21 protein-coding genes are annotated in these 25,025 nt (G+C 43.1%); 20 read left to right on the top strand and 1 reads right to left on the bottom strand.

Features of this window, described 5'->3' with window-relative positions:
• Positions 1-14: 14 nt before the first annotated feature.
• The 10 genes from C3B73_RS06390 to fbp all read left to right on the top strand — a co-directional run bounded on the left by C3B73_RS06390 (position 15) and on the right by fbp (position 12,073).
• Positions 15-1,331: an amidohydrolase family protein gene (locus C3B73_RS06390; RefSeq protein WP_103664771.1), complete on the top strand. Its 1,317-nt coding sequence runs from the start codon at positions 15-17 to the stop codon at positions 1,329-1,331.
• A 129-nt stretch (positions 1,332-1,460) separates the two neighbouring features.
• Complete coding sequence (locus C3B73_RS06385; RefSeq protein WP_103664770.1) at positions 1,461-2,831, top strand: acyclic terpene utilization AtuA family protein; 1,371 nt, start codon at positions 1,461-1,463, stop codon at positions 2,829-2,831.
• A gap of 41 nt (positions 2,832-2,872) precedes the next feature.
• Positions 2,873-3,904, top strand: a complete 1,032-nt coding sequence (locus tag C3B73_RS06380; protein WP_103664769.1) for an NAD(P)/FAD-dependent oxidoreductase — start codon at positions 2,873-2,875, stop codon at positions 3,902-3,904.
• An 81-nt stretch (positions 3,905-3,985) separates the two neighbouring features.
• Positions 3,986-5,728 carry an ABC transporter ATP-binding protein gene (locus tag C3B73_RS06375; RefSeq protein WP_103664768.1) on the top strand — a complete coding sequence of 581 codons (1,743 nt, stop codon included), beginning with the start codon at positions 3,986-3,988 and terminating at the stop codon, positions 5,726-5,728.
• A gap of 72 nt (positions 5,729-5,800) precedes the next feature.
• Complete coding sequence (gene rnz / locus C3B73_RS06370) at positions 5,801-7,057, top strand: ribonuclease Z (RefSeq protein WP_103664767.1); 1,257 nt, start codon at positions 5,801-5,803, stop codon at positions 7,055-7,057.
• Positions 7,058-7,069: 12 nt separating this feature from the next.
• The gene (locus tag C3B73_RS06365) at positions 7,070-8,848 is read left to right on the top strand and encodes an ABC transporter ATP-binding protein (RefSeq protein ID WP_103664766.1); all 1,779 of its coding nucleotides are present in this window, start codon (positions 7,070-7,072) and stop codon (positions 8,846-8,848) included.
• A 101-nt stretch (positions 8,849-8,949) separates the two neighbouring features.
• A complete protein-coding gene (locus tag C3B73_RS06360) occupies positions 8,950-9,213 on the top strand; it encodes a DUF883 family protein (RefSeq protein ID WP_103664765.1) in 264 nt (87 codons plus the stop codon).
• 20 nt (positions 9,214-9,233) lie between these two features.
• A protein-coding gene (prfB, locus tag C3B73_RS06355) for a peptide chain release factor 2 (protein WP_108722912.1) occupies positions 9,234-10,344 on the top strand; the annotation gives its coding sequence in 2 pieces (ribosomal slippage) (positions 9,234-9,299 and positions 9,301-10,344; 1,110 coding nt in all).
• A 20-nt stretch (positions 10,345-10,364) separates the two neighbouring features.
• Positions 10,365-10,970 carry a dephospho-CoA kinase gene (gene coaE / locus C3B73_RS06350; protein WP_103664763.1) on the top strand — a complete coding sequence of 202 codons (606 nt, stop codon included), beginning with the start codon at positions 10,365-10,367 and terminating at the stop codon, positions 10,968-10,970.
• A gap of 74 nt (positions 10,971-11,044) precedes the next feature.
• The gene (gene fbp / locus C3B73_RS06345) at positions 11,045-12,073 is read left to right on the top strand and encodes a class 1 fructose-bisphosphatase (protein WP_103664762.1); all 1,029 of its coding nucleotides are present in this window, start codon (positions 11,045-11,047) and stop codon (positions 12,071-12,073) included.
• A 6-nt stretch (positions 12,074-12,079) separates the two neighbouring features.
• Here the strand turns inward: fbp and C3B73_RS06340 are convergent, their stop codons facing one another.
• Positions 12,080-12,559 (bottom strand): DUF192 domain-containing protein, encoded by a 480-nt coding sequence (locus tag C3B73_RS06340; RefSeq protein WP_103664761.1) that lies wholly within the window; start codon positions 12,557-12,559, stop codon positions 12,080-12,082.
• Between the two features lie 194 nt (positions 12,560-12,753).
• Here C3B73_RS06340 and C3B73_RS06335 point away from each other — a divergent pair, with 194 nt between their 5' ends.
• The 10 genes from C3B73_RS06335 to C3B73_RS06290 all read left to right on the top strand — a co-directional run bounded on the left by C3B73_RS06335 (position 12,754) and on the right by C3B73_RS06290 (position 25,015).
• Positions 12,754-13,218 (top strand): ribosome maturation factor RimP, encoded by a 465-nt coding sequence (locus C3B73_RS06335; RefSeq protein ID WP_232803045.1) that lies wholly within the window; start codon positions 12,754-12,756, stop codon positions 13,216-13,218.
• 13 nt (positions 13,219-13,231) lie between these two features.
• The gene (gene nusA, locus C3B73_RS06330) at positions 13,232-14,488 is read left to right on the top strand and encodes a transcription termination factor NusA (protein WP_103664760.1); all 1,257 of its coding nucleotides are present in this window, start codon (positions 13,232-13,234) and stop codon (positions 14,486-14,488) included.
• A gap of 57 nt (positions 14,489-14,545) precedes the next feature.
• A complete protein-coding gene (infB, locus tag C3B73_RS06325; RefSeq protein WP_103664759.1) occupies positions 14,546-17,359 on the top strand; it encodes a translation initiation factor IF-2 in 2,814 nt (937 codons plus the stop codon).
• 83 nt (positions 17,360-17,442) lie between these two features.
• Entirely contained in the window at positions 17,443-17,817 is a 375-nt protein-coding gene (rbfA, locus tag C3B73_RS06320) for a 30S ribosome-binding factor RbfA (protein ID WP_103664758.1), read from the top strand.
• Positions 17,818-18,561, top strand: coding sequence for a tRNA pseudouridine(55) synthase TruB (gene truB / locus C3B73_RS06315; RefSeq protein WP_103664757.1), 744 nt, complete (start codon positions 17,818-17,820; stop codon positions 18,559-18,561). It begins immediately after the preceding gene.
• Positions 18,549-19,478 carry a bifunctional riboflavin kinase/FAD synthetase gene (locus C3B73_RS06310; protein WP_103664756.1) on the top strand — a complete coding sequence of 310 codons (930 nt, stop codon included), beginning with the start codon at positions 18,549-18,551 and terminating at the stop codon, positions 19,476-19,478. The genes truB and C3B73_RS06310 overlap by 13 nt, the downstream gene beginning before the upstream one ends.
• 112 nt (positions 19,479-19,590) lie before the next feature.
• Positions 19,591-19,860 carry a 30S ribosomal protein S15 gene (gene rpsO / locus C3B73_RS06305; RefSeq protein ID WP_103664755.1) on the top strand — a complete coding sequence of 90 codons (270 nt, stop codon included), beginning with the start codon at positions 19,591-19,593 and terminating at the stop codon, positions 19,858-19,860.
• 116 nt (positions 19,861-19,976) lie between these two features.
• A complete protein-coding gene (gene pnp, locus C3B73_RS06300) occupies positions 19,977-22,088 on the top strand; it encodes a polyribonucleotide nucleotidyltransferase (protein WP_103664754.1) in 2,112 nt (703 codons plus the stop codon).
• A gap of 82 nt (positions 22,089-22,170) precedes the next feature.
• Complete coding sequence (locus C3B73_RS06295; RefSeq protein ID WP_103664865.1) at positions 22,171-23,421, top strand: M16 family metallopeptidase; 1,251 nt, start codon at positions 22,171-22,173, stop codon at positions 23,419-23,421.
• A 100-nt stretch (positions 23,422-23,521) separates the two neighbouring features.
• Entirely contained in the window at positions 23,522-25,015 is a 1,494-nt protein-coding gene (locus C3B73_RS06290; RefSeq protein ID WP_103664753.1) for an asparagine--tRNA ligase, read from the top strand.
• The last annotated feature ends 10 nt before the right edge of the window (positions 25,016-25,025 follow it).

The following is a 25,025-nucleotide window of genomic DNA, read 5'->3' as shown; positions in this document are numbered from 1 at the left end:
CAGGAGAACAGAACATGAAGAAGCTAAATATTTTTGTTGTAGCCATTGCTCTGCTGTTTGGTTTAACAGCAACAACACAGGCTCAGATCACCGAGAAACCTGAATATGGAAAATTTGCCATCACAGGAGCCACCATTCATACCGTTACTAACGAAACCATTGAAGATGGTGTGATACTCATTGAAGGAGAAAAGATCGCTTATGTTGGAAACAACATTCGTGTAACAGGCGATTACAAGCGCATTGATGCGACCGGAAAACACGTTTATCCGGGATTCATTGATGGCTGGACCGGACTCGGGTTGGTAGAAATATCTGCCGTACCGGTCACTGTGGATGATGCAGAAGTTGGGCAGTTCAATCCCAATATGTACGCGTTTACGGCTTTCAATCCGCACAGTGCTGCCATTCCTGTAACCCGTGTAAGCGGTGTTACAACAGTACTTGCCAAGCCAAGATCGGGCAGTATCTCCGGAAAAGCGGCCGTTATGGATCTCTGGGGATATTCTCCGGATTCAATGGCTGTCAAGAAAAGTGGTGCACTGGTTATGAATCTGCCATCATCAACCGGTGGTGGCTGGTGGGATAACCGCAGTGAAGAGGAGATCAAAAAGCAGTACGATCGTCAGATCAAAGAGATCAACGACTTCATTTCAAAAGCACGCTTTTATGATAACATGATGAAAGCTTACGAATCAGATCCATCCGGAAAAACTAAACCGGACCATGATCCAAGAATGGAAGCTATGCGAGAAGTTCTTAGCGGTGATGTACCAGTTATCATCACTGCAAATAGTGAGCAGGAGATCCTGGATGCTATTGAATGGGCAGGACAACAAGAAGGCATGAATTTTATTCTGGCCGGAGCCAACGAAGGCTGGAGAGTAGCTGATGAGATCGCTGAAGCTGGAATGGGTGTGTTAACGACCACACTGTACACTCCAAGCCGTGATTATGATAATTATCAGCGTCCCTACCAAAACCCGGGACTGATGGCCGAAGCCGGTGTTAAAGTAGCCATCGTGTCAGACGACACTGAGAATTCCAGAAATACAACATTTGAAGCGGGATATGCAGCTGCCTATGGCATGGGCACTGAAGAAGCTCTTAAAGCTGTGACCATCAATCCGGCTGAGATGTTTGGTGTAGCCGATAAGATCGGTTCCCTGGAGGAAGGCAAACAGGCCAATTTGTTCATTTCTGATGGTGATCCGTTCGAACCGTTAACCAACATCGAACAGGTGTTCATTAAGGGATTCAAGATCCCAATGCAAAGTCGCCACTCTCAATTATATGATGAGTTCCTCGACAGGGATGCAGTGAACAAATAATCAGAGATGATTAAAACCTATTAAAACCAAACCCTGCTTTATAAATAAGCAGGGTTTTTTATTTCACAAGCAGTGAAAATATCCCGATATTCAAAATCTAAATCTAAGCTGTTATAAATTAGTATTTAAATGAAAGATTTTATCCGTATTGCGTCAGGACAAGGATTCTGGGGCGACCTCCCCAATGCACCGGTTAACCAGGCTAAAAAAGGTCCCATTGATTACCTTGTGATGGACTACTTGGCTGAAGTAACCATGTCGATCATGCAAAAACAACGTATGCGTAATCCTGATTGGGGTTATGCCCGTGATTTTGTATCGGTGGTGGAACAGGTTCTTCCGGAGATCAAAAATGATGGCATTAAAGTGATCAGTAATGCCGGAGGGGTTAATCCCATGGCCTGTAAGGATGAGATCCTTAAAATAGCTAAGGAAAAGGGATACACAGATCTGAAAGTAGCCGTGGTTGATGGAGATGATATTCTGGATCAGATCGACGAACTGATCAAAGAAGGCCACACCCTTAACAATATGGACAATGGAAAGTCCATAGCTGAAGTTAAGGACGAGCTGCTAAGCGCCAATGTTTATTTTGGTTGTTGGCCAATTGTGGAAGCGCTTCGAACGGATGCTGATGTTATCATAACCGGTCGCGTGACTGATACCGGACTCACTTTAGCTCCAATGATCCATGAATTTGGATGGGAAGCCGATGATTTTGATAAAATGGCTGTGGGGACCATTGCCGGACACATTATTGAGTGTGGAGCTCAGGTATCAGGAGGTAATTTCACGGATTGGGAAAAAGTGGACGATTTTACGGAGATCGGTTTTCCGATCATAGAGGCTTATCCCAACGGAGATTTTTATGTAACCAAACATGAGAATACCGGAGGGTTGATCAGTGAAATGACTGTAAAAGAGCAGCTGTTGTACGAAATTGGAGATCCCTCTGAATATATCACACCTGATGTGATCGCAGATTTTACTTCTATTCAGGTTGAAGAAACCGATACAAACAGGGTGAAGATCACGGGTATAAAAGGTCACCCGGATACCCCAACATACAAGGTCTCTGCCAGTTATAATGATGGTTACAAACTTTCTGCTACCTTGGTGTATTGCTGGCCCGATGCGCTGAAAAAAGCCGTTAAAGGTGCTGAGATACTGAAAAGTCGAGCAGAATTACTTGACCTTGAATTTGACGCATTCCACAGTGAATACATTGGTTACAACGGGAATTCTGAGATTCCCGTAACGGATGAAGCTCTTGAGAAAGACCATGACGAGATCCAGCTTAGGGTATCCTTGTCAGGTAAAAGTAAAAGGGATCTGAATCGCTTTGGCATGGAGATCGCACCGTTGATCCTGACAGGTCCGAGTGGCGTAACGGGTTTTGCCGGTGGCCGCCCCAAAGCGAGTGATGTGGTAGCCTACTGGCCGGCATTGCTGGATAAAAAAGCTGTTAAACCGCGGGTTACTCTTTATGAGATCGATTAAACAATTCGGGCAATCGGTCTGCTAACAGTAAAAATAGAAGCATGAAAATTGCTGTTATTGGTGCGGGTATGTCCGGTTTGATCGTTGCCAGGGAGTTAAAAAAGGCCGGACATGAGGTCTTTATCCTTGAAAAGAGCAGGGGTTTTGGTGGAAGAATGGCCACACGGTATGTCAATAATGATAAAAGTTTAAAACTTGATCATGGAGTGCCCGGTTTTACCGCTGATTCATCAGAATTCAATTCTTTTGTTGAGGCTCTGATTAAAGCGGATATCGTAAAGCCGTGGACCGGCTCAATCACTTCCATACATTCAAAAGATGATCGAGCTGACGGCAATGCAAGATCGCAAAGATACTTTGCTCCCGGAGGTATGAACTCGATCGGAAAGTATTTAGGCAAAGATCTTAAGATTCACAATCAGCAAAGGGTTGTCAGGCTGGAACAAATTAATGACGATCATGACAATTTATGTTGGCAGCTGAAATGTGATTCCGGTTTGTTGATTGAAGCTGAGGCTGTGGTAATATCTTGCCCGGCACCACAAACTATTGAAATTCTCAAAACGCCCGAAGATCAGGAGAACATATCGGGCCTGATCAAAAAGCTGCAGACAGTGAAGTATGACCCTGAGTTTGCTTTAATGGTCGTCTATGATGGAATTGAACCATTAGAGTGGGATGTTTTAGATGTAGAGGATACGGTCATAAAGTTTATTTCAAATGAGTCTAAAAAACGTGATCTTGGAAAGGTGTCTTTAGTTGTTCATTCAACGACTGATTTTGCGATTTCAAATATGGATAAGGAAAGGGAAGAGGTTGCTTTATTGATGTTAAGGCAACTACACTCAGTACTTGGCGAATGGGCTGAAAGCCCAAACTGGAAACAGTTACATTTTTGGAGATACAGTCAGGCTAATAAATGGTTAACAAACGATTTTATGGAAATCAGTGGAAACGGCACTCCTTTAGCTTTGGTTGGTTCCTATATGAATGGTAACTCGGTCGAGGCCGCGTATCTTTCCGGAATGAAACTCGGAAAACATTGGGCAGAACATTTGCCTGCAAACAAATAATAACTCATAAGCCATAACACCTTGAAAGGTTTGGGCGCAATAAAAGAATTAAATAAGTACTTAAAGAGATACAAGAGCACCATGATATGGGGTGTTCTGTTTTTAACTGCTTCAAACTTTTTCCTCATTTGGATCCCGGTACTCATCCGGCAAACCATGGATGAAGTTGAATCTCTTTCTGATGCCGGATTTCAGATCCCTGAAAACATCATCAAGACTCTGTTTAATACAGAAGCCTCTCTTGTTTTAGCACAGAATTCTCTGATATTGATCGGTACGGTTGTGTTGTATGGGATTTTGTTATTTGCAACTAGGCAAACTCTCATTGTTACTTCAAGAAAGGTGGAGTTTGATATCAGGAATGATATCGTTAAAAAACTCATGGATCTGCCACAGCGTTTTTTCACTGAAAACTCCTCCGGTGAGATCTATGTAAGGGCTACAGAGGATGTTGGTAAGGTACGTGATTATTACGGTCCTGTGATCATGTATAGTGTAAACACCGTGACAAGAGCCGGATTCGTGTTGGCCATGATGTTCATTGTCAACACAGAGCTTACTTACTGGGCCTTAATGCCTTTACCACTGATCTCGATCTTTGCCTACTGGATCACCGGGTACATTCATACACATTCAACCATTATTCAGGAACAATACTCCAGAATGGCAGGGCGTGCCAAAGAAACATTTTCTGCGATCCGATTGATCAAATCCTTTAATCGAGTGGATCATGAGCAGGAGTTATTTGAGAATGAAAGTGAAGATTACCGTAAGAAGAAACTCAGGCTGGATATGATCGAATCCATGTTTCACCCGGGCCTGAATTTTCTGATCGGAATTTCATTGTTGATCGTGATCTGGAAGGGGGGTGAAATGGTGATCGAAGGCACCATAACCGTAGGTAACATTGCAGAGTTTTTGATCTATGTGGCATATCTGACATGGCCGGTTGCCGCTTTGGGTTACACAACAAACCGGTTTCAGCGATCCCTGGCATCCTGGGATAGGATCAAGGAATTGCTGGATGAACCGATCGAAATTGAAAGCAAGGAAGACAAAGTCGAGGATGAGATCAAAGGGCGCCTTGAATTCAAACATGTAAGTTTCAAATACCCCGAATCAGAAGAATATGTTCTGAAAGATGTATCATTCACTATTGAACCCGGAGAAAATATCGCCCTGGTTGGCAGGACAGGGGCCGGTAAAACCACCCTGGTTCAGCTAATTCCAAGATTATTTGATCCGTCCGAAGGACAGGTATTGATAGACGGCCATGATCTTAAGGATTGGTCGTTAGACAAGATTCGGGAATCCATTGGTTTCGTCCCACAGGAAACATTCTTATTTTCAGATACGATTGGCGATAACATTGCTTTTGGAGTAGATAATGCCTCTGAAGAACTTATAGAACTTGCAGCTGAAAAAGCTCAGGTAAAAGAGAATATTTTGGATTTTGAGAAAAAATTTCAGACTATGCTCGGAGAACGAGGAATTACTCTTTCCGGAGGACAAAAACAAAGGACAGCTATTGCAAGAGCATTGATCAAAGATCCTAAAATATTGATCTTTGATGATTCATTAAGTGCCGTTGACACAAAAACAGAGGACGCCATTTTAAAACACTTAAGGCAAGAGCTTAGCGGAAGGACAACAATTATGATCAGTCATCGCATTTCAACTATTAAAGATGCGGACAAGATCTACTATTTGGAAGATGGGAAAATAACAGAAACAGGTACCCACGAAGAACTGTTAGCTCAAGAAGGCAAATACACCGCCATGTATAACAAACAGATTCTAGAACAGGAATTGGCAGAAATTTAAATAACATAAAAAACAGGGCTATTTGTTTGAAAGCAATGCCCATAAAAATCATATCTCACGGGAGAACATAAAATGATTGTAGTACCATTAGGAGTAGCATCAGCAACACCAACAGCCGTTCGGCATTTACCATCCGTTGCATTATGGAGAGAGGGCAGTGTCTTTCTTTTCGATTGTGGTGAAAATGCTCAAATGCGCATGTTACAGGCAGGAATCAAGAGATCAAAAATTGAAGGGATCTTCATCACTCATTTTGATGTAGATCACTATTCAGGACTGCTTGGCCTGTTGGCTACCCTTCAATTACAACGAAGGGAAAAACCCCTTACCATAACCGGTCCGGTTGGCATTAAAGAATTTGTAGAGTGGAATCTTAAATTTGCGGACATTCAGCCAAATTATGAGATCATATTCCATGAGATCAAAGACGATATTGACGTTGATCGTGTGATGGATGCTGATGAATATTATGTGGAAGCCCGCCCACTAAAGCACAATAAATTTTGCGTAGGCTACCGCTTTCAGGAAAAAGACAAGCCCGGAAAAGTAGATGCTGACAAGGCTGAAGAAATGGGCATTTCCAAAGACGAGCAATACAAAGAACTTAAAGCCGGAAATGATGTTACGCTTGAAGATGGAACGGTCGTTCAGTCTTCGGATATTGTAGGACATCCGCGCCCGGGTGATAGCTTTGCTTACGTCACAGATACAGAGTACACACCAAACGCAGTGAAACTGGCAATGAATACCAACATTTTGTATCACGAAGCTACTTTTGGTAAAGACCTGGATGATAAAGCCAGTGAAACCGGGCATTCTTCAACCGCAGACGCTGCCCGAGTGGCCACTGAGGCACAAACCAAATTATTGGTCATTGGTCACTTCTCAGCTCGTTACACCAACGCACACGATCTTCTGAAGGAAGCCCGTGAAGGATTCTATCCGGCATGGCTTGCAAACGAATTGCGCCCGATCTTCACCGATCCAATGCACGAAAGAGGCATTATCACTCCGAAAGTTGAGATCAACGAACTGGACGATAAATCAGGCGGCAAGAACTACAAGGGTAAGAAAAACCACAAAGGCGGAAAGAAAAAATTCCGATCCCGTAAAGGTGGGCCTAACCGTGGTAAAAGTAATTATCGCGGGAACCGAAGCAGCAGCTCAAATCGTTCTGATAGCCGCGGAAGCAGTAATTACAAACGTAAGACCTACGGTAGCAGCACATACAGTGCCAATATTAAGGATAAGAAAGATGATTCAGATTCTGAATCTTCACACCGTAACATTACTCCAAGGTCATCTTATGATGATTTTGACAGATTTTAATGAACTGAATAAGTGAGTAAATCTAAAAATTCTGAAGCCGTCGATACCACTTTGATTCGGCGGCTTTATTTTTTTCTAAAACCCTATAAGTGGTTCATTCTGTTAGCCATTGTGCTAACGTTGTCAGCCTCTTATTTAGGTACGATCCGTCCGAAACTGACTCAGATCGCAGTAGATGAGTATATCGCTACGGATGATTTTGAGGGGCTGTGGTGGATCATAACCCTACTTGCCGGAGCCTTACTTGGGGAGTTTATTCTGCTTGTATTCAATACTTATATCACGCGCTGGTTTGGTCAGAATGCACTCTTCTCTTTACGTAATACTGTCTTCAAAAAGATCCAGACGCTGAATGTTCAGTTTTTTGATAAGAACCCGATCGGAAAATTGATCACAAGAACCACCAGTGATATTGAGGCCCTGAGTGAATTGCTTTCAGACGGGGTGGTGGCTATCATTGGGGATATGTTCAGGATCATTTTCATCCTGTACTTCATGTTCAGCATGAATTGGGAGCTGAGTTTGGTGACCCTTACCGTTCTGCCCATCCTGTTTTATGCTACATTCTGGTTCAAAGCAAAAGTTCGTGTTACATTTTTGGAGGTCAGGGATAAGATCGCACAGCTCAATTCTTTTGTGCAGGAACACATCAATGGGATCGATGTTGTGCAGTTGTTTAACCGGGAGAAAAAGCAGCGCGAAAAGTTTGAGAAGATTAACGCAGGGCACCGGGATGCCTACATTGATACCATATTCTACTTCGCCATTTTCTGGCCGATCGTTGAGATCACGGCAAGTTTAGCTATGGCTTTAATTGTGTGGTACGGAGGCGCCAGAGCCCTAATGGATGGAGTGACCTTTGGCGTATTGTTGGCATTCATTCAGTATGCCCGGCAGTTCTTCCGGCCTATTCAGGGATTATCTGAGAAGTTCAATACCCTGCAATCAGCACTGGCATCCTCTGAACGGATCTTCGGTGTTCTTGATACGGAAACTCAGGTTGTTGAAACGGAGAACCCTAAAACGATAAAAGACCCCAAGGGTAAGATCGAATTTCAGAATGTATGGTTTAAGTACAATGAAGGGGAAGATCACGTTCTCAAAGACATTTCTTTTACAGCTGAACCGGGTGAGGATATTGCCATTGTAGGTGCCACAGGAGCCGGGAAGACGACGATCATTAATTTGTTACTGAGGTTTTACGACATTGAAAAGGGAAGTATCAAGATTGATGGAGTCGATATCAGAGACCTGACGCTAAATGATCTTCGGTCTCATTTTGGGTTGGTGCTTCAGGATAATGCACTTTTTTCAGGTACTATTCTGGATAATATCACCCTTGGTCATCCCAATATCACAAGGGAACAGGTCATAAATGCAGCTCACAAAGTTGAGGCTCATCGGTTCATAGAAAAACTTCCCAACAGTTATGATTATGTGCTGAAGGAACGGGGAGCATCCCTTTCCATGGGGCAAAGGCAACTCATTTGTTTTGTGAGGGCCCTGGTTTACAATCCCGAAATACTTGTGCTTGATGAAGCTACCTCAAGTGTGGATTCTGAAACGGAAGCTTTGGTTACTGAATCAAGTCGCCTGATGATGCAGGGCCGAACCTCCATTGTTGTTGCTCACCGGCTATCAACCATTCAACATGTGGATAAGATCCTTGTGATGCACAAAGGAGTTATCCGGGAGATCGGAAGTCATCAGGAGCTCATACAGAAAGAAGATGGGATCTATAAAAAGCTCTACGAACTGCAGTATAAAGATCAGCTTGTTGCAGGGGAGTAATTAAATTCAGAACAGCTCTGATTTTAAAAGAAATACGTCAACTCCTCTTACACATTTAGCTTGTGATTTTGTATTTTGAAGTAACTCAAAAAGGAGGAATTATGGCTACTGATAAAAAGAATTCCAAAGTTAAAAAAGACATCGAAGAAACCATCTACGATACCACAGAAGCTCTTCAGGATAAAGCAGAAGAAACTTACGATGCTTTACTGAACAGACTCAAGTATGAGCGCGATGGATTGGAAAGAGAACTTAAACATGAGTACAGAAATGCCCGCCGGTATGTAAGAAAACATCCGGAACAAGGTCTCGGTGTAGCCTTTGTAGCCGGTTTAGTATTGGGTGCGCTGCTTACTCGCAGATAATATTTTATTTACTATAACAGATGGCAATAAACTCAGATCGCTTGAACGAACTCTATGAGCGTATTGACGCGCTCAGGGGGTATCTTTGACTACGAAAAACGCAAAGTCAGAATCATAGAACTTACTGAACACACGCAGGATCCGGCTTTTTGGAATGATCCGTCTAAGGCTCAGTCCATAATGAAGGAACTGGATCACGAGAAAAGCCTGGTTGAAGGCTGGGATAAACTCAATGATCTGCGGGAAAGCATCAACGTATTTCTTGAATTTCAGGAAATGGGTGAAGATGTGGAAAGTGATCTGGATGCTGAATACAAAAAGCTTGAAAAGGCTTTGGAGGAAATGGAGCTCCGCAATATGCTTAGCGGACCTGATGACCATCGGGATGCTATTGTTACCTTCAATCCGGGAGCAGGGGGAACCGAAAGTCAGGATTGGGGACAAATGCTCTATAGAATGTACACCCGATGGGCTGAGAAATCCGGATTTAAGGTTTCAGTTGTGGACTATCAGGATGGAGATGTAGCCGGCCTCAAAAGTGCTACCATCGAAGTTTCAGGAGATAATGCATACGGCTTTTTAAAAGCAGAAAGTGGGGTACACCGTTTGGTTCGCGTATCACCATTTGACAGTAATGCCAGGCGGCATACTTCATTCTGTTCGGTTTTTGTGGCTCCACTCATCGATGATACCATCGAGATCGATATCAACGAAAGTGATGTAGAATTACAACGCTTTCATTCAAGTGGTGCCGGTGGGCAGAATGTGAATAAGGTGGAAACCGGAGTGCGTTTGGTGTGGGAAGGAGAGCTTTCTGACGGAAGAACCGAGCGGGTAGTTGCAGAATGCCAGCAGGAACGGTCTCAGCTCCAAAACCGGGAAAAAGCCATGGTATTGCTGAAATCCAGGATCTACGAGCTTGAAAAAGAAATTCAGGAAGCTGAAAAAGCTAAACTGGAAGGCTCCAAGAGTAAGAACGAATGGGGCTCACAGATCAGGAGTTATGTGTTTGATGACCAACGCGTAAAAGATCACCGTACCAACTACGAGACAAGTGATGTGGATGGCGTGATGGATGGAGATCTGGATGAATTCATCAAAGCTTACCTCCTGCAGGAAGTCGAAAACTAAGAGATGAAAATACCGATATCATGATCAAAGTTGGGATAACAGGTGGTATCGGTTCAGGAAAAACAACCTTCTGTAAAGAATGGGAAAAGCTTGGAGCGTTTGTACTCTATGCTGATGATTTCGCAAAACAGCTGATGACAGAAAATGAAGAGCTTAAACTAAAGATCAGAGAGGTCTTTGGGGAAAAGTCATATACTGAAAAGGGGGAATTGAACCGTTCTTATCTTGCTGAAGAGGCTTTTGCCAAAGGAAGGGTTTCAGAGTTAAATGAGATCGTGCACCCGGTGCTGTGGAAAGAAACGGATAAGCTGGCGGATCAAAAAGAAAAAAAAGGGGTTCCGGTATTTGCCAAGGAAGCGGCTATTTTGCTGAATAATGGCCGTCCTGAAGATATTGATTATGTGATCTTACTGTTAGCAGACAAAGATTTGAGAGTTAAGAGAACCTCAGAGAGGGACGGCGCAGCAGAAAAAGCAATTATTGATCGGATGACAAAGCAACCTGATTTTGAAAGCCTGACCCATTTAGCGGATTATATCGTAGAGAATAATGGTACGGTTGAAGAGCTTAAAACAAAGGCACGGGTAATCTATAAAGAGCTTAAAGGCCTGGCTCTCAATAATTAGTGGATCTTAAAAGATATTTTCTGATAAACATTCTTATATTTACAAAAAAGCGCTTCCAAAAACTTAATTAACACATGGTCAGTTCAAAAAGCAAAAGGCTTGAAACCTTAGAAGAATACATCATTCAGTCTCAAAACAGATTTCCGGGGGCAACAGGGGAATTATCACAATTATTGAGAGATATCAGTCTGGCTGCTAAGATCATTTCCCGGGAAGTAAACAAAGCGGGCATAACGAATATCCTTGGAGTTGATGGCTCCACCAATATCCACGGTGAAGCTGTTAAGAAACTGGATCTCTTTGCAGATCAGCAGCTTATTTCTGCTTTGGATCGTTCCCTGATCACCTGTATGGTTATTTCTGAGGAAAATGACGGTATTGTCAAACTCAGCAGTAAGGGGGGTAAATATATTGTGTATCTGGATCCGCTGGATGGTTCTTCCAACATCGATGTCAATGTTTCCATCGGAAGTATTTTTTCTATTTATATGAGAGAAGCCAGGTTTAACGGTAACCTCAGGGAAGATGACGCCCTTCAGCCCGGTACCAAACAAGTAGCAGCGGGATATGTGCTATACGGTTCAAGTACCATATTGGCATACACGACCGGACTTGGAGTATCGGTTTTCACGCTGGATCCCAGTATTGGAGAGTTTATTCTGAGTGACCGGGGAATCAAGATGCCTGATCATGGAGCTATTTACAGTATCAATGAAGGCAGCTATAATTCATGGGATCTTGGCCTGAAGAAATATATTAAATATTGTCAGGAGGAAGACCCTGAAACCGGACGACCATATTCAGCAAGGTACATTGGCTCTATGGTTGCCGATATTCATCGCACCCTGATCAAAGGTGGTATCTTTATCTATCCTCACAGCAGTAAATATCCAAATGGTAAGCTTCGCCTGATGTATGAGTGTAATCCACTTAGTTTCATAATTGAACAGGCAGGAGGTAAAGCCACCAACGGTTCAAAACGGATCATGGAGATCGAACCCACTTCGATCCATCAGCAAACTCCTATTTACATTGGTTCAAAAGATAATGTAGATAAAGTCACAGAGTTTCTTCAGCAGTATAAAGAAACTGAAGCTGTTTAAGACGAATTAGAATCTGATCCTGTAACCTTCACGAATGTCGTTGGATACGGCATAACCTCCGTTTGTTTCCACAACATATTTTGCGGGAGCATCACTGGGTAATTGTTTGCTGTCAAACGGAGCTGTGTTGTGATGAATCCGAACAATAACACTGTCTGCATTTACAAACATGATATCGAGGGGCAACGGAGTATTGGCCATATAAAAACTAAGCGGTTCCTCTTCCGGAAATATAAATAACATGCCTGCATCGGCGGGCAGGTCATTAACATCCATCAGTCCCTGATTTCTCTCGTCCTGATCATCTGCCAGTGCTACTCTTACCTCAGATACTTCGTTTCCGGAGGGATCCAGAAAGGTAACTGACTCCGTTAGGTCTAAAACCCTGCCTTTTTTTGTGTCCTTTTGAGCTTTGTTGTCGGAAGAACAGGAAACTCCTGTAAATACTAATAACAGGGTAATGATAGAAAAATATGACGTTCTCATAAGCAGATTGATTTCTTGAACCGTGGGTTTGATTGATTGAAGAGTTTACAAATTAGAGTAAAAGAGAATCATAATAAAATGATTATATTCTCAATCTCGTTGATTCGTTGAAATTTAGGCGAAATAAGCCTACCTTTAAACAGCAGTGAGCGTCGGAAGGCACTCGCTTTTTTTTGTTTCAGAATTTAGTGTACATGCAGATAGATATCATTAAAAATATTAAAGACTTAGCTGAACCTCTTGCAAAGGAGAAGGGTCTTTTTGTTGTGGATGTTGAACTTAAAACAGGAAGTGGTCAGGCCGAACTTTGGGTTTTGCTTGACAGTGAAGAAGGTGGAGTCAACATAGGCGCATGCTCAGATATCAGCAAGGAACTCGGTTTTTTGATCGAAGCCCATGAACTTTTTGACAAAGGTTACAGGCTGAATGTATCATCTCCGGGTTTAAGCAGGCCATTAAGTGATAAACGTCAGTATAAAAAGAATGAAGGGCGTGTGGCTACCATTAAATTCAAGAATACGGAAGGCGAGTACAAGAAAATTGAAGGTGTCATAACCGGCATCACGGATGATACAGTTGCCATCACGGACGAAGAAGAAGTTGAAACAGATATCCCGTTCGAGGCCATTGTTGAAACCAAAATTATCCCCGTAATTTAACTAAACAAGACTAATGCAGAACGAATTATCAAAACAGATCATCTCCTCGTTTGCTGAGATTGCCCATGAAAAGGGCATCGATCGCGACATGTTACTTTCCATTCTGGAAGATGTATTCAGGACGATGATCAGAAAAAAATATGAGTCTGATGAAGCATTTGAGGTGATCCTGAATGCTGACAGGGGAGAGATACAGATCTTGCACGTGCAGGAAGTTGTGCCGGCTGATGAATTAACGGATCCTGTTGCTGAGATCTCTTTTGAAGATGCAAAGAAAATTGATCCGGATATTGAATTGTATGATGAACTGGCTCAGGAAATTCAGATCACTGACTTTGGCCGTCGTGCTGTTACCATGGCGCGTCAGCAACTGGCCCAGCGAATCCGCGAGATCGAAAAAGACAATATTTACGAAGATTACACAGATCGAGTAGGTGAGATCATTCTGGGAGATGTTTATCAGGTTCGCCAGAATAAAGATATTCTTGTAAACCACAACGGCGTTGAGCTTCTGCTTCCTAAAAGTGAGCAGATCTATAAAGACCGTTTCAGAAAAGGGGATACCATACGTGCCGTTGTAACGGAAGTTCGTATGAAGAATGGTAACCCAACGGTCATTATTTCCAGAACATCTGAATTATTCCTCGAAAGATTATTTGAAAACGAGATACCTGAAGTATTTGACGGAATCATTGAATTGGTACGCATTGCCCGTGCACCGGGTGACCGCTCAAAAGTAGCCGTGCTTTCACACGATGAACGTGTGGATCCGGTTGGTGCCTGTGTGGGGATGAAAGGAATTCGAATTCATGCTATCGTACGTGAATTACAGAATGAGAATATTGATGTGATCAACTTTACACCCGATAAGTTCGAATTTATAAAACGTGCTTTACAACCAGCTGAGGTATTAAAAGTTGAGCTTGATGAAGAGAACAAGCATGCCAACGTACTGGTGCCTGCCGATGAAGTGTCTAAGGCGATCGGTAAGGGAGGCGTTAATATTCGACTGGCTTCAAAATTAGCCGGTGTTGAAATTGACGTGTACCGTGAAGTGGAAGCAGAAGATGATATCGACATTGATGAATTTGCTGTTGATTTCGGTGAGGAAGTGATCACCATGCTTCATAACATCGGTTGCGATACGGCACGAGCCGTACTCGAACTGAGTGCAGAAGAATTAGTTAGCAGAACGAACGAAGAAATAGATCCTGAGCTTGCTGAGAAAATTATGAGCGTAATTGCATACGAATTTGAGGACGAGGCTTAAATCGGCAATTACGAATAAAAATTCTTAGTTTAATAAGCTCACATTCAAAATTTATATATGACGTCTAAAAGACCTAAACCATTATTTAAAGTTGCATCTGAATTCAATGTAGCCACACAATCGATCGTGGATACGCTGACAGAGAATGGATTTGATGCGGCAAACCGTCCGAATTATAAAGTAACACCTGAGATGTACGAAGTGCTGGATCAGGTTTATGGAGACGATAAGGCTAAGAGTGCGGATCACGAAAAAGCAAGAGAAGAGTACGAGAGCCGCAGAAACCAGATGATGAACAAGAGTAACGACAGCGTTACGATTGATAATGTTCTGGAGCCTATTGAAGATAGTATTGGTTTGGAGCCTGAAGACGATACGCCTGACCTTGAACCTGAGGAAGATCTGCAGCCTGAAGCAGACCTGGAATCTGAGGAAGTTGAAGATGTCGAAGAGACTGAAGAAGCAGAGGCTGAAAAAGAAACTGCCGAAGAGGATGAACCGGAAGTTGAAGCAGAGCCTGCTGAAGAAGTAGAGGATGACACTGCTGGTGAACCTGAAGAAGAGAAGATCGCAGCTTCTGAGGAAGATCAGGATGAAACGGACTCTGAAGATGTGGATGATGAGGACGAGGACGACGACGACGACGACGAAGATCTGGAAGAGGATGATCTGGACTCTGATGAAGAAGAGGACGATGACGATGACGATGAAGACGAAGACGAGGATGCCGACGAAGAGGAAAGTGAAGAAGAGATCATTCGTGGTTCTGCCGGTAAATTAAAGGGAACTAAAGTATTAGGTAAAGCTTCTTTCACGTCTGATATCGCTCAAAGAAAACCTCGTAAGAAGCGTAAGAGAAGAAAAGATAGAAAAGACGACGATTCCTCTAAAAAAGACGATAGTAGTTCTAAGAAGAGTTCCAAGAAAAAACGTAAGCGTAAAACAGAGATCGACGAGACTGACGTTGACAAGATGATGCGTGAGACCATGAAGAAGATGCAGTCTTCTAAAACGGTTGGTAGTAAGCGTGCGAAACGACGTCGTGAACGAAAAGAGGAACGTGAGGAAGAACTGCAAAAGCAGCAGGAAATGGAAGAACTCGAGTCCGATATTATCGAGACTACCGAGTTCATTACTGCCAACGAATTGGCAGACCTGCTTGATGTTGGAGTAAATGATATTATTTCCGTTTGTATGTCCATTGGGTTAATGATCACCATTAACCAACGTCTGGATGCAGGTACCATAGAATTGGTGGCCGAAGAATTTGGTAAAGAAGTAGAATTCATTGATGCTGAAGAGATCGATGAAGAACTCACCATACCTGAAGATGCAGAAGAGGATCTTAAACCACGTGCACCGATCATTACTGTAATGGGTCACGTTGATCACGGTAAAACCTCTTTACTTGATTACATTCGTGAAGAGAAAGTAGCAGCCGGAGAGGCCGGTGGTATTACTCAGCACGTTGGTGCTTATCAGGTTGTACATAATAAGAACGAGATCACTTTCCTGGATACCCCGGGTCACGAGGCCTTTACGGCTATGCGTTCCCGTGGTGCTCAGGCTACCGATATTGTAATTCTGGTAGTTGCGGGTGATGATTCTGTGATGCCCCAGACGATCGAGGCGATCAATCACGCGAAAGCAGCCGGTGTGCCAATTGTAGTGGCCATCAATAAGATGGATAAGGAAGGAGTAAACCCGGACCGAATTAAGGCCGAACTGGCTGAACACGATGTTATCGTTGAGGAATACGGTGGACAAGTACAGTATGCTGAGGTTTCAGCTCACACCGGACAGGGTATTGAAGATCTGCTTGAGAAAGTATTGATCGAGTCAGAATTGCTTGAATTACAGGCTAATCCTAACCGACGTGCGGATGGTGTGGTACTTGAAGCCCGCTTGGATAAAGGAAAGGGAATTGTAGCAAACATCCTGGTTCAGGGGGGTACCCTCAAAGTTGGCGATCCGTTTGTAGCAGGACCTTGTTTCGGTCGAGTTCGTGCCATGGAAAATGACCACGGTCAGCGTATTCAGGAGGCCGGACCTTCAACTCCTGTACAGCTTATGGGTTTTGATGATATGCCACAGGCCGGTGATAAACTGGTAGTAGCTGAAGATGAAAAAATTGCCAAAGAAGTTGCAAACGAGCGTATGCAGATCCGCCGTGAGCAGGCCATGCGCAAGACCAAGCATATGACGCTTGATGACATTTCACGTCGCCTTGCACTTGGTGAAGTATCTGAACTTAATGTGATCGTTAAAGCGGATGTGGATGGATCCATTGAAGCCCTTTCCGGTTCACTTCAGAAATTAAGTACAGATGAAGTAGCGGTTAATATCATTCACACCGGAGCCGGTGCCATTTCAGAATCCGATGTTCTGTTGGCCTCTGCATCTGATGCCATTATCATTGGTTTCCAGGTCAGACCAACCGCTCAGGCACGTAAACTGGCTGAAGAGGAAGAAATTGATATTCGACTGTTCAGCGTGATATACGATGCCGTTGATGAGGTTAGAGATGCTCTTGAAGGGCTTCTTTCACCTGAGATCAAGGAGCAGATGATGGGTGTGGTAGAAGTTCGAGAAACCTTTAAAGTCTCTAAAGTTGGTACGATTGCCGGTTGTTATGTGACCGAAGGTAAGATCGAGCGTAACAATCCGATCCGATTGGTTCGGGATGGCGTGGTGATCTATGACGGAGAGATCGATGCCCTGAAGCGCTTCAAAGACGATGTAAGAGAAGTAACTTCCGGTTACGAATGCGGTATCAGTATTAAAGGATACAACGATATCAAAGTCGGAGATCAGATCGAAAGCTACAAGATCACTGAGCAGAAGAGAACACTTGAAGACTCAGCCGGTTAATATTTATACAAAAGGTCCGGTTGAGCTTTCAATCGAATCCTTTCAATTCATTTCATACGAATCACTCACTTAATATTTCAGTAATGGGATTCAGGCCAGAACGATTAGCTGCAGTAATCAAAAAAGATCTGGGACAGATCATTCAAAGGTCCTACCAGCCCGACGGTACGTTTGTAACGGTAACCAATGTGATCATGACAGATGATCTTTCGATAGCAAAGGTGTATCTAAGTGTATTTGCACCCGGCCGTGATGACAAACCTGTGTATGAATATCTGGATGATAAAACATCCGAGATCAGATATGAGTTGGCTTCAAAAATTAAAAATCAGGTCCGCAAAATTCCTGAACTGCACTTTTATCAAGATGATACCGCCGAATATGTGAACAAGATCGAGCAGGTCTTTAAGAAGATCGACATTCCTGAAGGGGAGAAGGATAGCTCTGATTCTGAATAAATGGCGACAGCACTTCCATTAGAGGATATACCGGTTTTTGGTAAACACAATTTACCGAACAAAGAAACGGACCTGCCAGCAGGAGCTATTTTTCTCATCGATAAACCATTGGAATGGTCCAGTTTTGATGTGGTTAAATTTCTCAGAAAGCGGATTAGGGTTAAGAAAACAGGTCATGCCGGTACTCTTGATCCACTCGCCACGGGACTGCTCATTTTATGCTGTGGGAAAGCCACAAAATCGATATCCATGATACAGGATCTGCCAAAGACCTACCTGGCAGAGATAACCTTCGGGAAATCAACTACAACCTATGATGCTGAGGGTGAGATCGACGAGGAAGCAGGGTGCGAACATATTGATGAGGAGCTGATAAACAATATTCTGGAATCAGCATTTAAAGGCACTGTCGATCAGATCCCGCCCATGTATTCTGCCCTAAAGTATGGGGGTAAGAAATTATATGAACTGGCCAGGAAAGGTGAAACAGTAGAACGCCCACCCAGGCAGGTAACCTTTCATGACTTTGAGATACTTGATTTTCAAAGTCCAAAACTAACACTCAGGGTTAAATGCAGTAAAGGTACTTACATTCGTTCACTTGCCAGAGATCTTGGAGAAGCTTTAAATTCAAAAGCCTATTTGAGTAAACTGGAACGAACCGCTATCGGACATTATTTAGCAGATGATGCCCTTACACCACATGAAATGGGAGACAGGTTGAAAGAGATATGGCTAGACTGATCGAACTTAAAAATATTGAGCATGTACCAAATACTGTGGTAACGGTTGGTACTTTTGATGGCGTTCACAGAGGTCATCGGGCACTTATTGAGACAGTAGTTGATAAAGCCAGAAAAAGAAATGCCCGCAGCGTGGTTGTAACATTTGACCCACATCCCAGAGAGATCATCAATCCCGGTAAAAGTGGGATTCAGATGTTAACCTCACTAAAAGAACGATGTGAACTCTTGGAAGATGTTGGCGTTGATGTGCTTTTGGTGATTCCATTTGACCGTGATTTCTCATTATTAACTTCTGAAGAGTTTGTTCGAGAAGTGATCTACAAAAAGGTCGGAGTTTCGGAGTTTGTGATCGGATACGATCATCAATTTGGCAGAGATCGGGAAGGAAGTATTAAAACCATTGAAAAGCTGGGCAAGGAATTGGGATTTGCCTCATACGTCGTTTCTAAACAGGAAATGGGTGATGTAACCATAAGCAGTACCCTGATTCGTAAAACTTTATCAGAAGAAGGCGATGTTAAAAAAGCGGCCGATTATCTTAACCGGCTTTACCTGTTAAATGGAATTGTAGCGCACGGAAATAAAAGGGGAAAACCCATTGGCTTTCCGACGGCCAATCTGAAGCCTGAACATGAAAATAAGGTCATTCCAAAGAATGGGGTTTACGCAGTAAAGGTACGGGTTGAAGGTAATTGGTATGGAGGTATGATGAATATTGGTATCCGGCCAACCTTTGAAGGACAAGAGCGAACCCTGGAAGTGAACATATTCGATTTTCATGATGATATATATGGTCAAACCATTCAGGTGCGCTTTATTGACAGGATCAGGGATGAAATGAAATTCGAAGGGATCGAGGATCTCAAGGCACAACTTTCAAAGGACAAACAAAAGACTTTAGAATTATTAGGATGAACCGGTGTTATCCATGAATAATTAATAGGGAGTAGGATTGTCCATTACGCTAAAAACCCCTATCTTTCAAAACTATAAATCGATTTATACAAGTACTAATTAAACCATTGCAATGAGCATAACCGCAGAAGAAAAAAAAGAAATCTTTAAGAAGTATGGTAAAAGTGAAACCGATACCGGTTCCACTGAAGGACAAATCGCCCTTTTGACCAAAAGAATTAACGATCTGACTGAGCATTTAAAAGACAACAAGCTTGATCACGCATCACGTCGTGGATTGTTGAAAATGGTTGGTAAAAGAAGAAGATTGTTAAACTACCTCATGAAGAACGATATCGAGAAGTACAGAGAACTCATCAAAGACCTCGGTATCCGTAAGTAATTTATACGCTATAAAAGGCTCCTGATGTTGGAGCCTTTTTCAATTTATCCTGCCAGTCCTTCATATCTTATCTGTTGTTGGCAGGGTGTAGTAAATCCAAAAGACAAAGAAGACAAATGAAAGAAGAAATAAGAAGTGTAGAATTTGCACCGGGAAAGGTGCTATCAATTGAAACAGGCCGGATTGCCAAGCAAGCCGATGGCGCTGTAGTGGTTCGTATGGGAGATACCCAGGTATTATGTACTGCTGTGAGTGCAAAAGAACCTAAGCCGGGTCAGGGATTCTTCCCGCTGGTTGTAGATCACAGAGAGAGTTTTTCAGCCGGTGGACGATTCCCCGGTGGTTTCATGAAGAGAGAAGGTCGTCCTTCTGAAAAAGAAGTACTCGCAAGTCGCCTGATCGACCGCAGTTTGCGTCCTCTTTTTCCAAAAGGTTATTTATGTGAAACACAGATCATCTCAAGCGTACTTTCTTCAGACGGAGAAAATGACGGTGATGTTCTTGGTGGATTTGGAGCTTCAGCCGCTCTTCATATGTCTGATGTTCCATTCGATGGTCCAATGGCCGAAGTAAGAGTTGGACGTGTGGATGGTGAATACGTGATTAACCCAACCCTTTCTGAGCTGGAGAATAGTGACATCGACATGATCGTTGGTGGTACTGCCGATTCTGTTCTTATGATGGAAGGTGAAATGGGTGAGATCTCTGAAGATGAAATGCTTGGAGCGATCAAAGCAGCTCATGCTTCTATTATCACCCTGTGTGAATTTCAGGAAGAATTAAGAGAAGAATACGGTAAGCCTAAGCGCGAATTCGTGCCTGAAGGTTATCCTGAGGAAATCGAAAACAAAGTTCGTGAACTGGCGACTGACAAGATCAAGGAAGTTGTAAATATTGGTCTTGGTAAAGAAGAATACAGTGAAAAGCTCAACGAAGCCAAAGATTCTGTAGTAGCAGAGCTTGAGGAAGAATACGAAGAAGAGATTGGTACCATTAAGGATATTCTTGGTGATATCGAGAAGGAAGAACTTCGTAACATGATCCTCGAGAAAAAACGACGCATTGATGGTCGTAATCCTGAAGATATTCGTGATATCTGGACTCAGGTTGGATATCTTGCAAGAACTCACGGTTCAGCGATATTTACCCGTGGCGAGACCCAGGCTCTTGTTTCCGTAACACTCGGTACCAAGAAAGATGCTCAGGGTGTTGATACCTTATTTGACGAAGAAGACAAGAAATTCTATCTGCACTACAACTTCCCTCCATACTCTGTTGGAGAAGCCGGATTCCTCAGAGGACCCGGACGTCGTGAGATCGGTCACGGTCATTTGGCTGAACGTGCCCTGAAAATGATGATGCCATCGTTTGATGATTTCGGATATGTGATCAGGATCATTTCTGACATTACCGAATCTAACGGTTCATCTTCAATGGCTTCAGTTTGTGGTGGTTCTATGGCCCTAATGAGTGCCGGAGTTCCCCTCAAAAAGCCGGTTGCAGGTATTGCAATGGGAATGATCGTTGGAGAGAATAATTCAGTTGTTCTTTCTGATATCCGTGGCGAAGAAGATTTCATGGGCGACATGGACTTTAAAACTGCCGGTACCGCTGATGGTATCACAGCTTGCCAGATGGATATGAAAGTGAAGGGAATTTCTTTCGAAGTGATGGAAGAAGCCCTGAAACAAGCTCATGCCGGACGTATACATATTCTTGGTAAGATGGCTGAGACCATTTCAAAACCAAGTGAAACCCTGTCAGAATATGCTCCTCAGTTCATTAACATGACTATCGACGGAGATATGATCGGTGCGGTTATTGGTCCAGGCGGTAAAGTGATCCAAACGCTACAAAAAGAAACAGATACTGAGATCTGGATTGAGGAAGACGAAAGTGGAAAAGGTAAGATCACCATTTCTGCAGACAGTCTCGATAAAGCGGAAGACGCTCAAAACAGAATTAAAGCAATCACAGGTCAGCTCGAAGAAGGGGCAACTTACAAAGGAGAAGTGAAGTCTATCAAAGACTTTGGTGCTTTTGTTGAGATCGCTCCGGGAAGAGACGGCTTGCTGCATATTTCTGAGATCGACCATTCTCACGTTAAAAATGTAACTGATTACATGAACGTAGGTGATGAGATCGAAGTTAAACTGCTCAAGATCGAGCCGGGTAACAAACTCAGATTATCCAGAAAAGCACTGCTGGCTAAAGACGAAGAAGAGTAAGTCTTTAGACTGAAAGCTTATTATATTTGCTCCGCTCATAAACAATGAGCGGAGCTTTTTTATTTAAAGATTATTCATGAAGATGGAAAATACACGCGAAGTAGATTTTGTTAATAAAAGCACCCTTCCAAACGGTTTAAGGATCGTAACCGAACATATAGAAAGTGTTAAAAGCGTAACCGTTGGAATATGGGCTAAAACCGGGGGGAGGCATGAATCAGCCGATAAAGCCGGGGTAACTCATTTTTTGGAACACATGTTGTTCAAGGGAACCGACAGCCGGTCTTCTTATGATATTGCACTAAGTATGGAATCGGTTGGCGGTTATCTGAATGCGTTTACCTCCTCAGAATACACCTGCTATTATTCACGATGTGTGAACACCCAGCTTGAAAAAGCGCTTGATGTTCTATCTGATATGGTGCTTCATCCAGCCTTTCCGGAGGAAGAAATTGAGAAGGAAAAAAAGGTGGTCATTGAAGAAATGAAAATGTACCGCGATTCCTCTGATGATTATCTTTTTGAAGCTTTCAACAGTAAGATCTTTGAAGGGCATGAACTGGGCCGGCCTGTTCTTGGATTCGAGGAAACCGTTTCTGCCTTTAGTCGACAAGACCTGTATGATTACATGAAGGACAGATACTATGCGGGTAATCTGTTGGTATCAGTAGCAGGAAATGTAGATCATGACAGGGTAGTAGAGTTAGTTACTTCCTATTTTGAGAAGCTTGAAACTGAAAACAGGGATGAAAGTGAGCAACCCCTTCCTGAATTTAAAAAAGAAGACCTTCGGTTATCGAAGCCGATTGAACAGACTCACTATATTTATGGTCGCAGAGGACTGAATTATGATCATGAAGACAAATACCTGCTGTTGTTAGCCAATACGGTTCTGGGTGGAGGTATGAGTTCCCGATTACATCAGAATGTGAGAGAGAAGTATGGATATTGCTACTCCATTCAAACCTTCAATCAATCCTATACCGATACCGGTCTGTGGGGAATTTATGTAGGTACCGATAAGGATTACGTGGATCATGTAAGGGAATTGATATTAAAGGAATTGAAGACCATGCAAAACGAGCGTATTCCTGAAAAAGAACTGGCTGAGGCTAAATCACAACTAAAAGGTAAGTTGTTGCTTTCTCAGGAAAGCACCAGTAACCGAATGACCCGCCTTGCAAAAAGCGAGCTCTATTTTGGAAGGTTTGTTACCTTAGATGAATTAGTGGAGAATATCGATTCAGTTACATCCGAACAGATCAGAGACTTTGTGCAGGAATTCTTTGAAGATGAGCATTTTATGGAAGCCATCCTGTTACCAGAAAATTAGTAAACCGGTATAATATTGGGATAAAGCTTAACGCACAGGTTTTAAACTTTTGTTAACCGTTTCAACTTAAAACATATTTAATCATTATAGCATCAATACAATGACTTACATCAAGAATCTTTCAGAACACGTAGATCAAGAAGTAACTCTAAAAGGCTGGGTTTATAATTTCAGAAGCAGCGGAAGTTTGGTTTTCGTTGAAATGAGAGACGGTTCAGGCCTGACCCAATGTGTCATTGCAAAAGATGATGTACCGGAAAATGCATGGGAAGCAGCCACTTCACTTAAGCAGGAAAGTTCACTGGAAGTAACCGGAACGGTTAAAGCGGACGATCGGAGTGTTGGAGGACATGAGATCCATGTTTCTGATGTCAAGGTCATTCAGATCGCTGAAAATTACCCGATCACTCCCAAAGAACACGGGGTTGAGTTTTTGATGAACAACCGTCACCTGTGGCTGAGAAGTCAGCGACAGTGGGCCGCAATGCGGGTTAGAAATGAGATCATCTTTGCTATCCATACTTTCTTTCAGGGGCGTGATTTTGTTCAAATGGATTCCCCTATCTTTACCGGTAATGCGGCTGAAGGCAGTACCACTCTGTTTGAAACCGACTATTTTGAGGAAAAAGCCTATCTGGCTCAAACCGGTCAACTCTACGGTGAAGCCTTGGCTATGGCTCATGGATTGATCTACACGTTTGGGCCAACCTTCAGGGCTGAAAAGTCTAAGACACGACGCCACCTTACAGAATTCTGGATGATAGAACCGGAAATGGCTTACTACGATTTGGAGATGAACATGGATCTGGCTGAAGATATGATCAAGGCGATCGTAAGCCGGGTACTGGAAAATTGTAAGAATGAACTTGAGATACTTGAAAGAGATATCAATGCCTTAGAAAAAATAGCTGATAAAGCCTTTGAACGTATGACTTATACAGAGGCCGTTGATATTTTGACGAGTGATGAGACGGCTGATATGCTGGATGAAATGGCTGAATCGAGACGTCAGGAAAAGATCGATCTTGAAAAGGAAGAAGAAGAGATCAAAAAAGAACATGGTTCGGCTAAGAAATGGAGAAAAGCTCAGATCGATCAGCGCATCAAGGACATTCACGCCCGGGTGGATCAGATAGACGAAGATCTGCGTAATATTCCAAGCTGGAAAGAATCAGCCCGAAACTTTGAATGGGGCAATGATTTTGGCGGAAGTGATGAAACCGTGCTCATGATGCAGTTTGATGTGCCGCTTATCGTTACCCACTGGCCGGCTGAGATCAAAGCATTCTATATGAAACGCGATAAAACCGATAAGTTAGCACTGGGAATGGACATTTTGGCTCCTGAAGGCTATGGAGAGATCGTAGGAGGGTCACAGCGGGAAGATGACCTGGGAGTACTTGAAGAACGAATTGCAGAAGAAGGACTGGACAAAGAAGTCTTTGAGTGGTATCTGGATCTGCGACGCTTCGGAAGTGTACCTCACTCAGGGTATGGACTGGGACTTGAGCGTACTGTAGCCTGGATTTGCGGACTTTCTCACGTAAGAGAGACCATTCCCTTCCCAAGAATGATGGGACGCCTTAAACCTTAAATTTGAAACG

Source organism: Gracilimonas amylolytica (assembly GCF_002911695.1).
Classification (GTDB): Bacteria; Bacteroidota; Rhodothermia; order Balneolales; family Balneolaceae; genus Gracilimonas; species Gracilimonas amylolytica.
The sequence above is the reverse complement of the archived record's forward strand: the minus strand, read 5'-3'. Positions and strand labels throughout refer to the sequence as shown.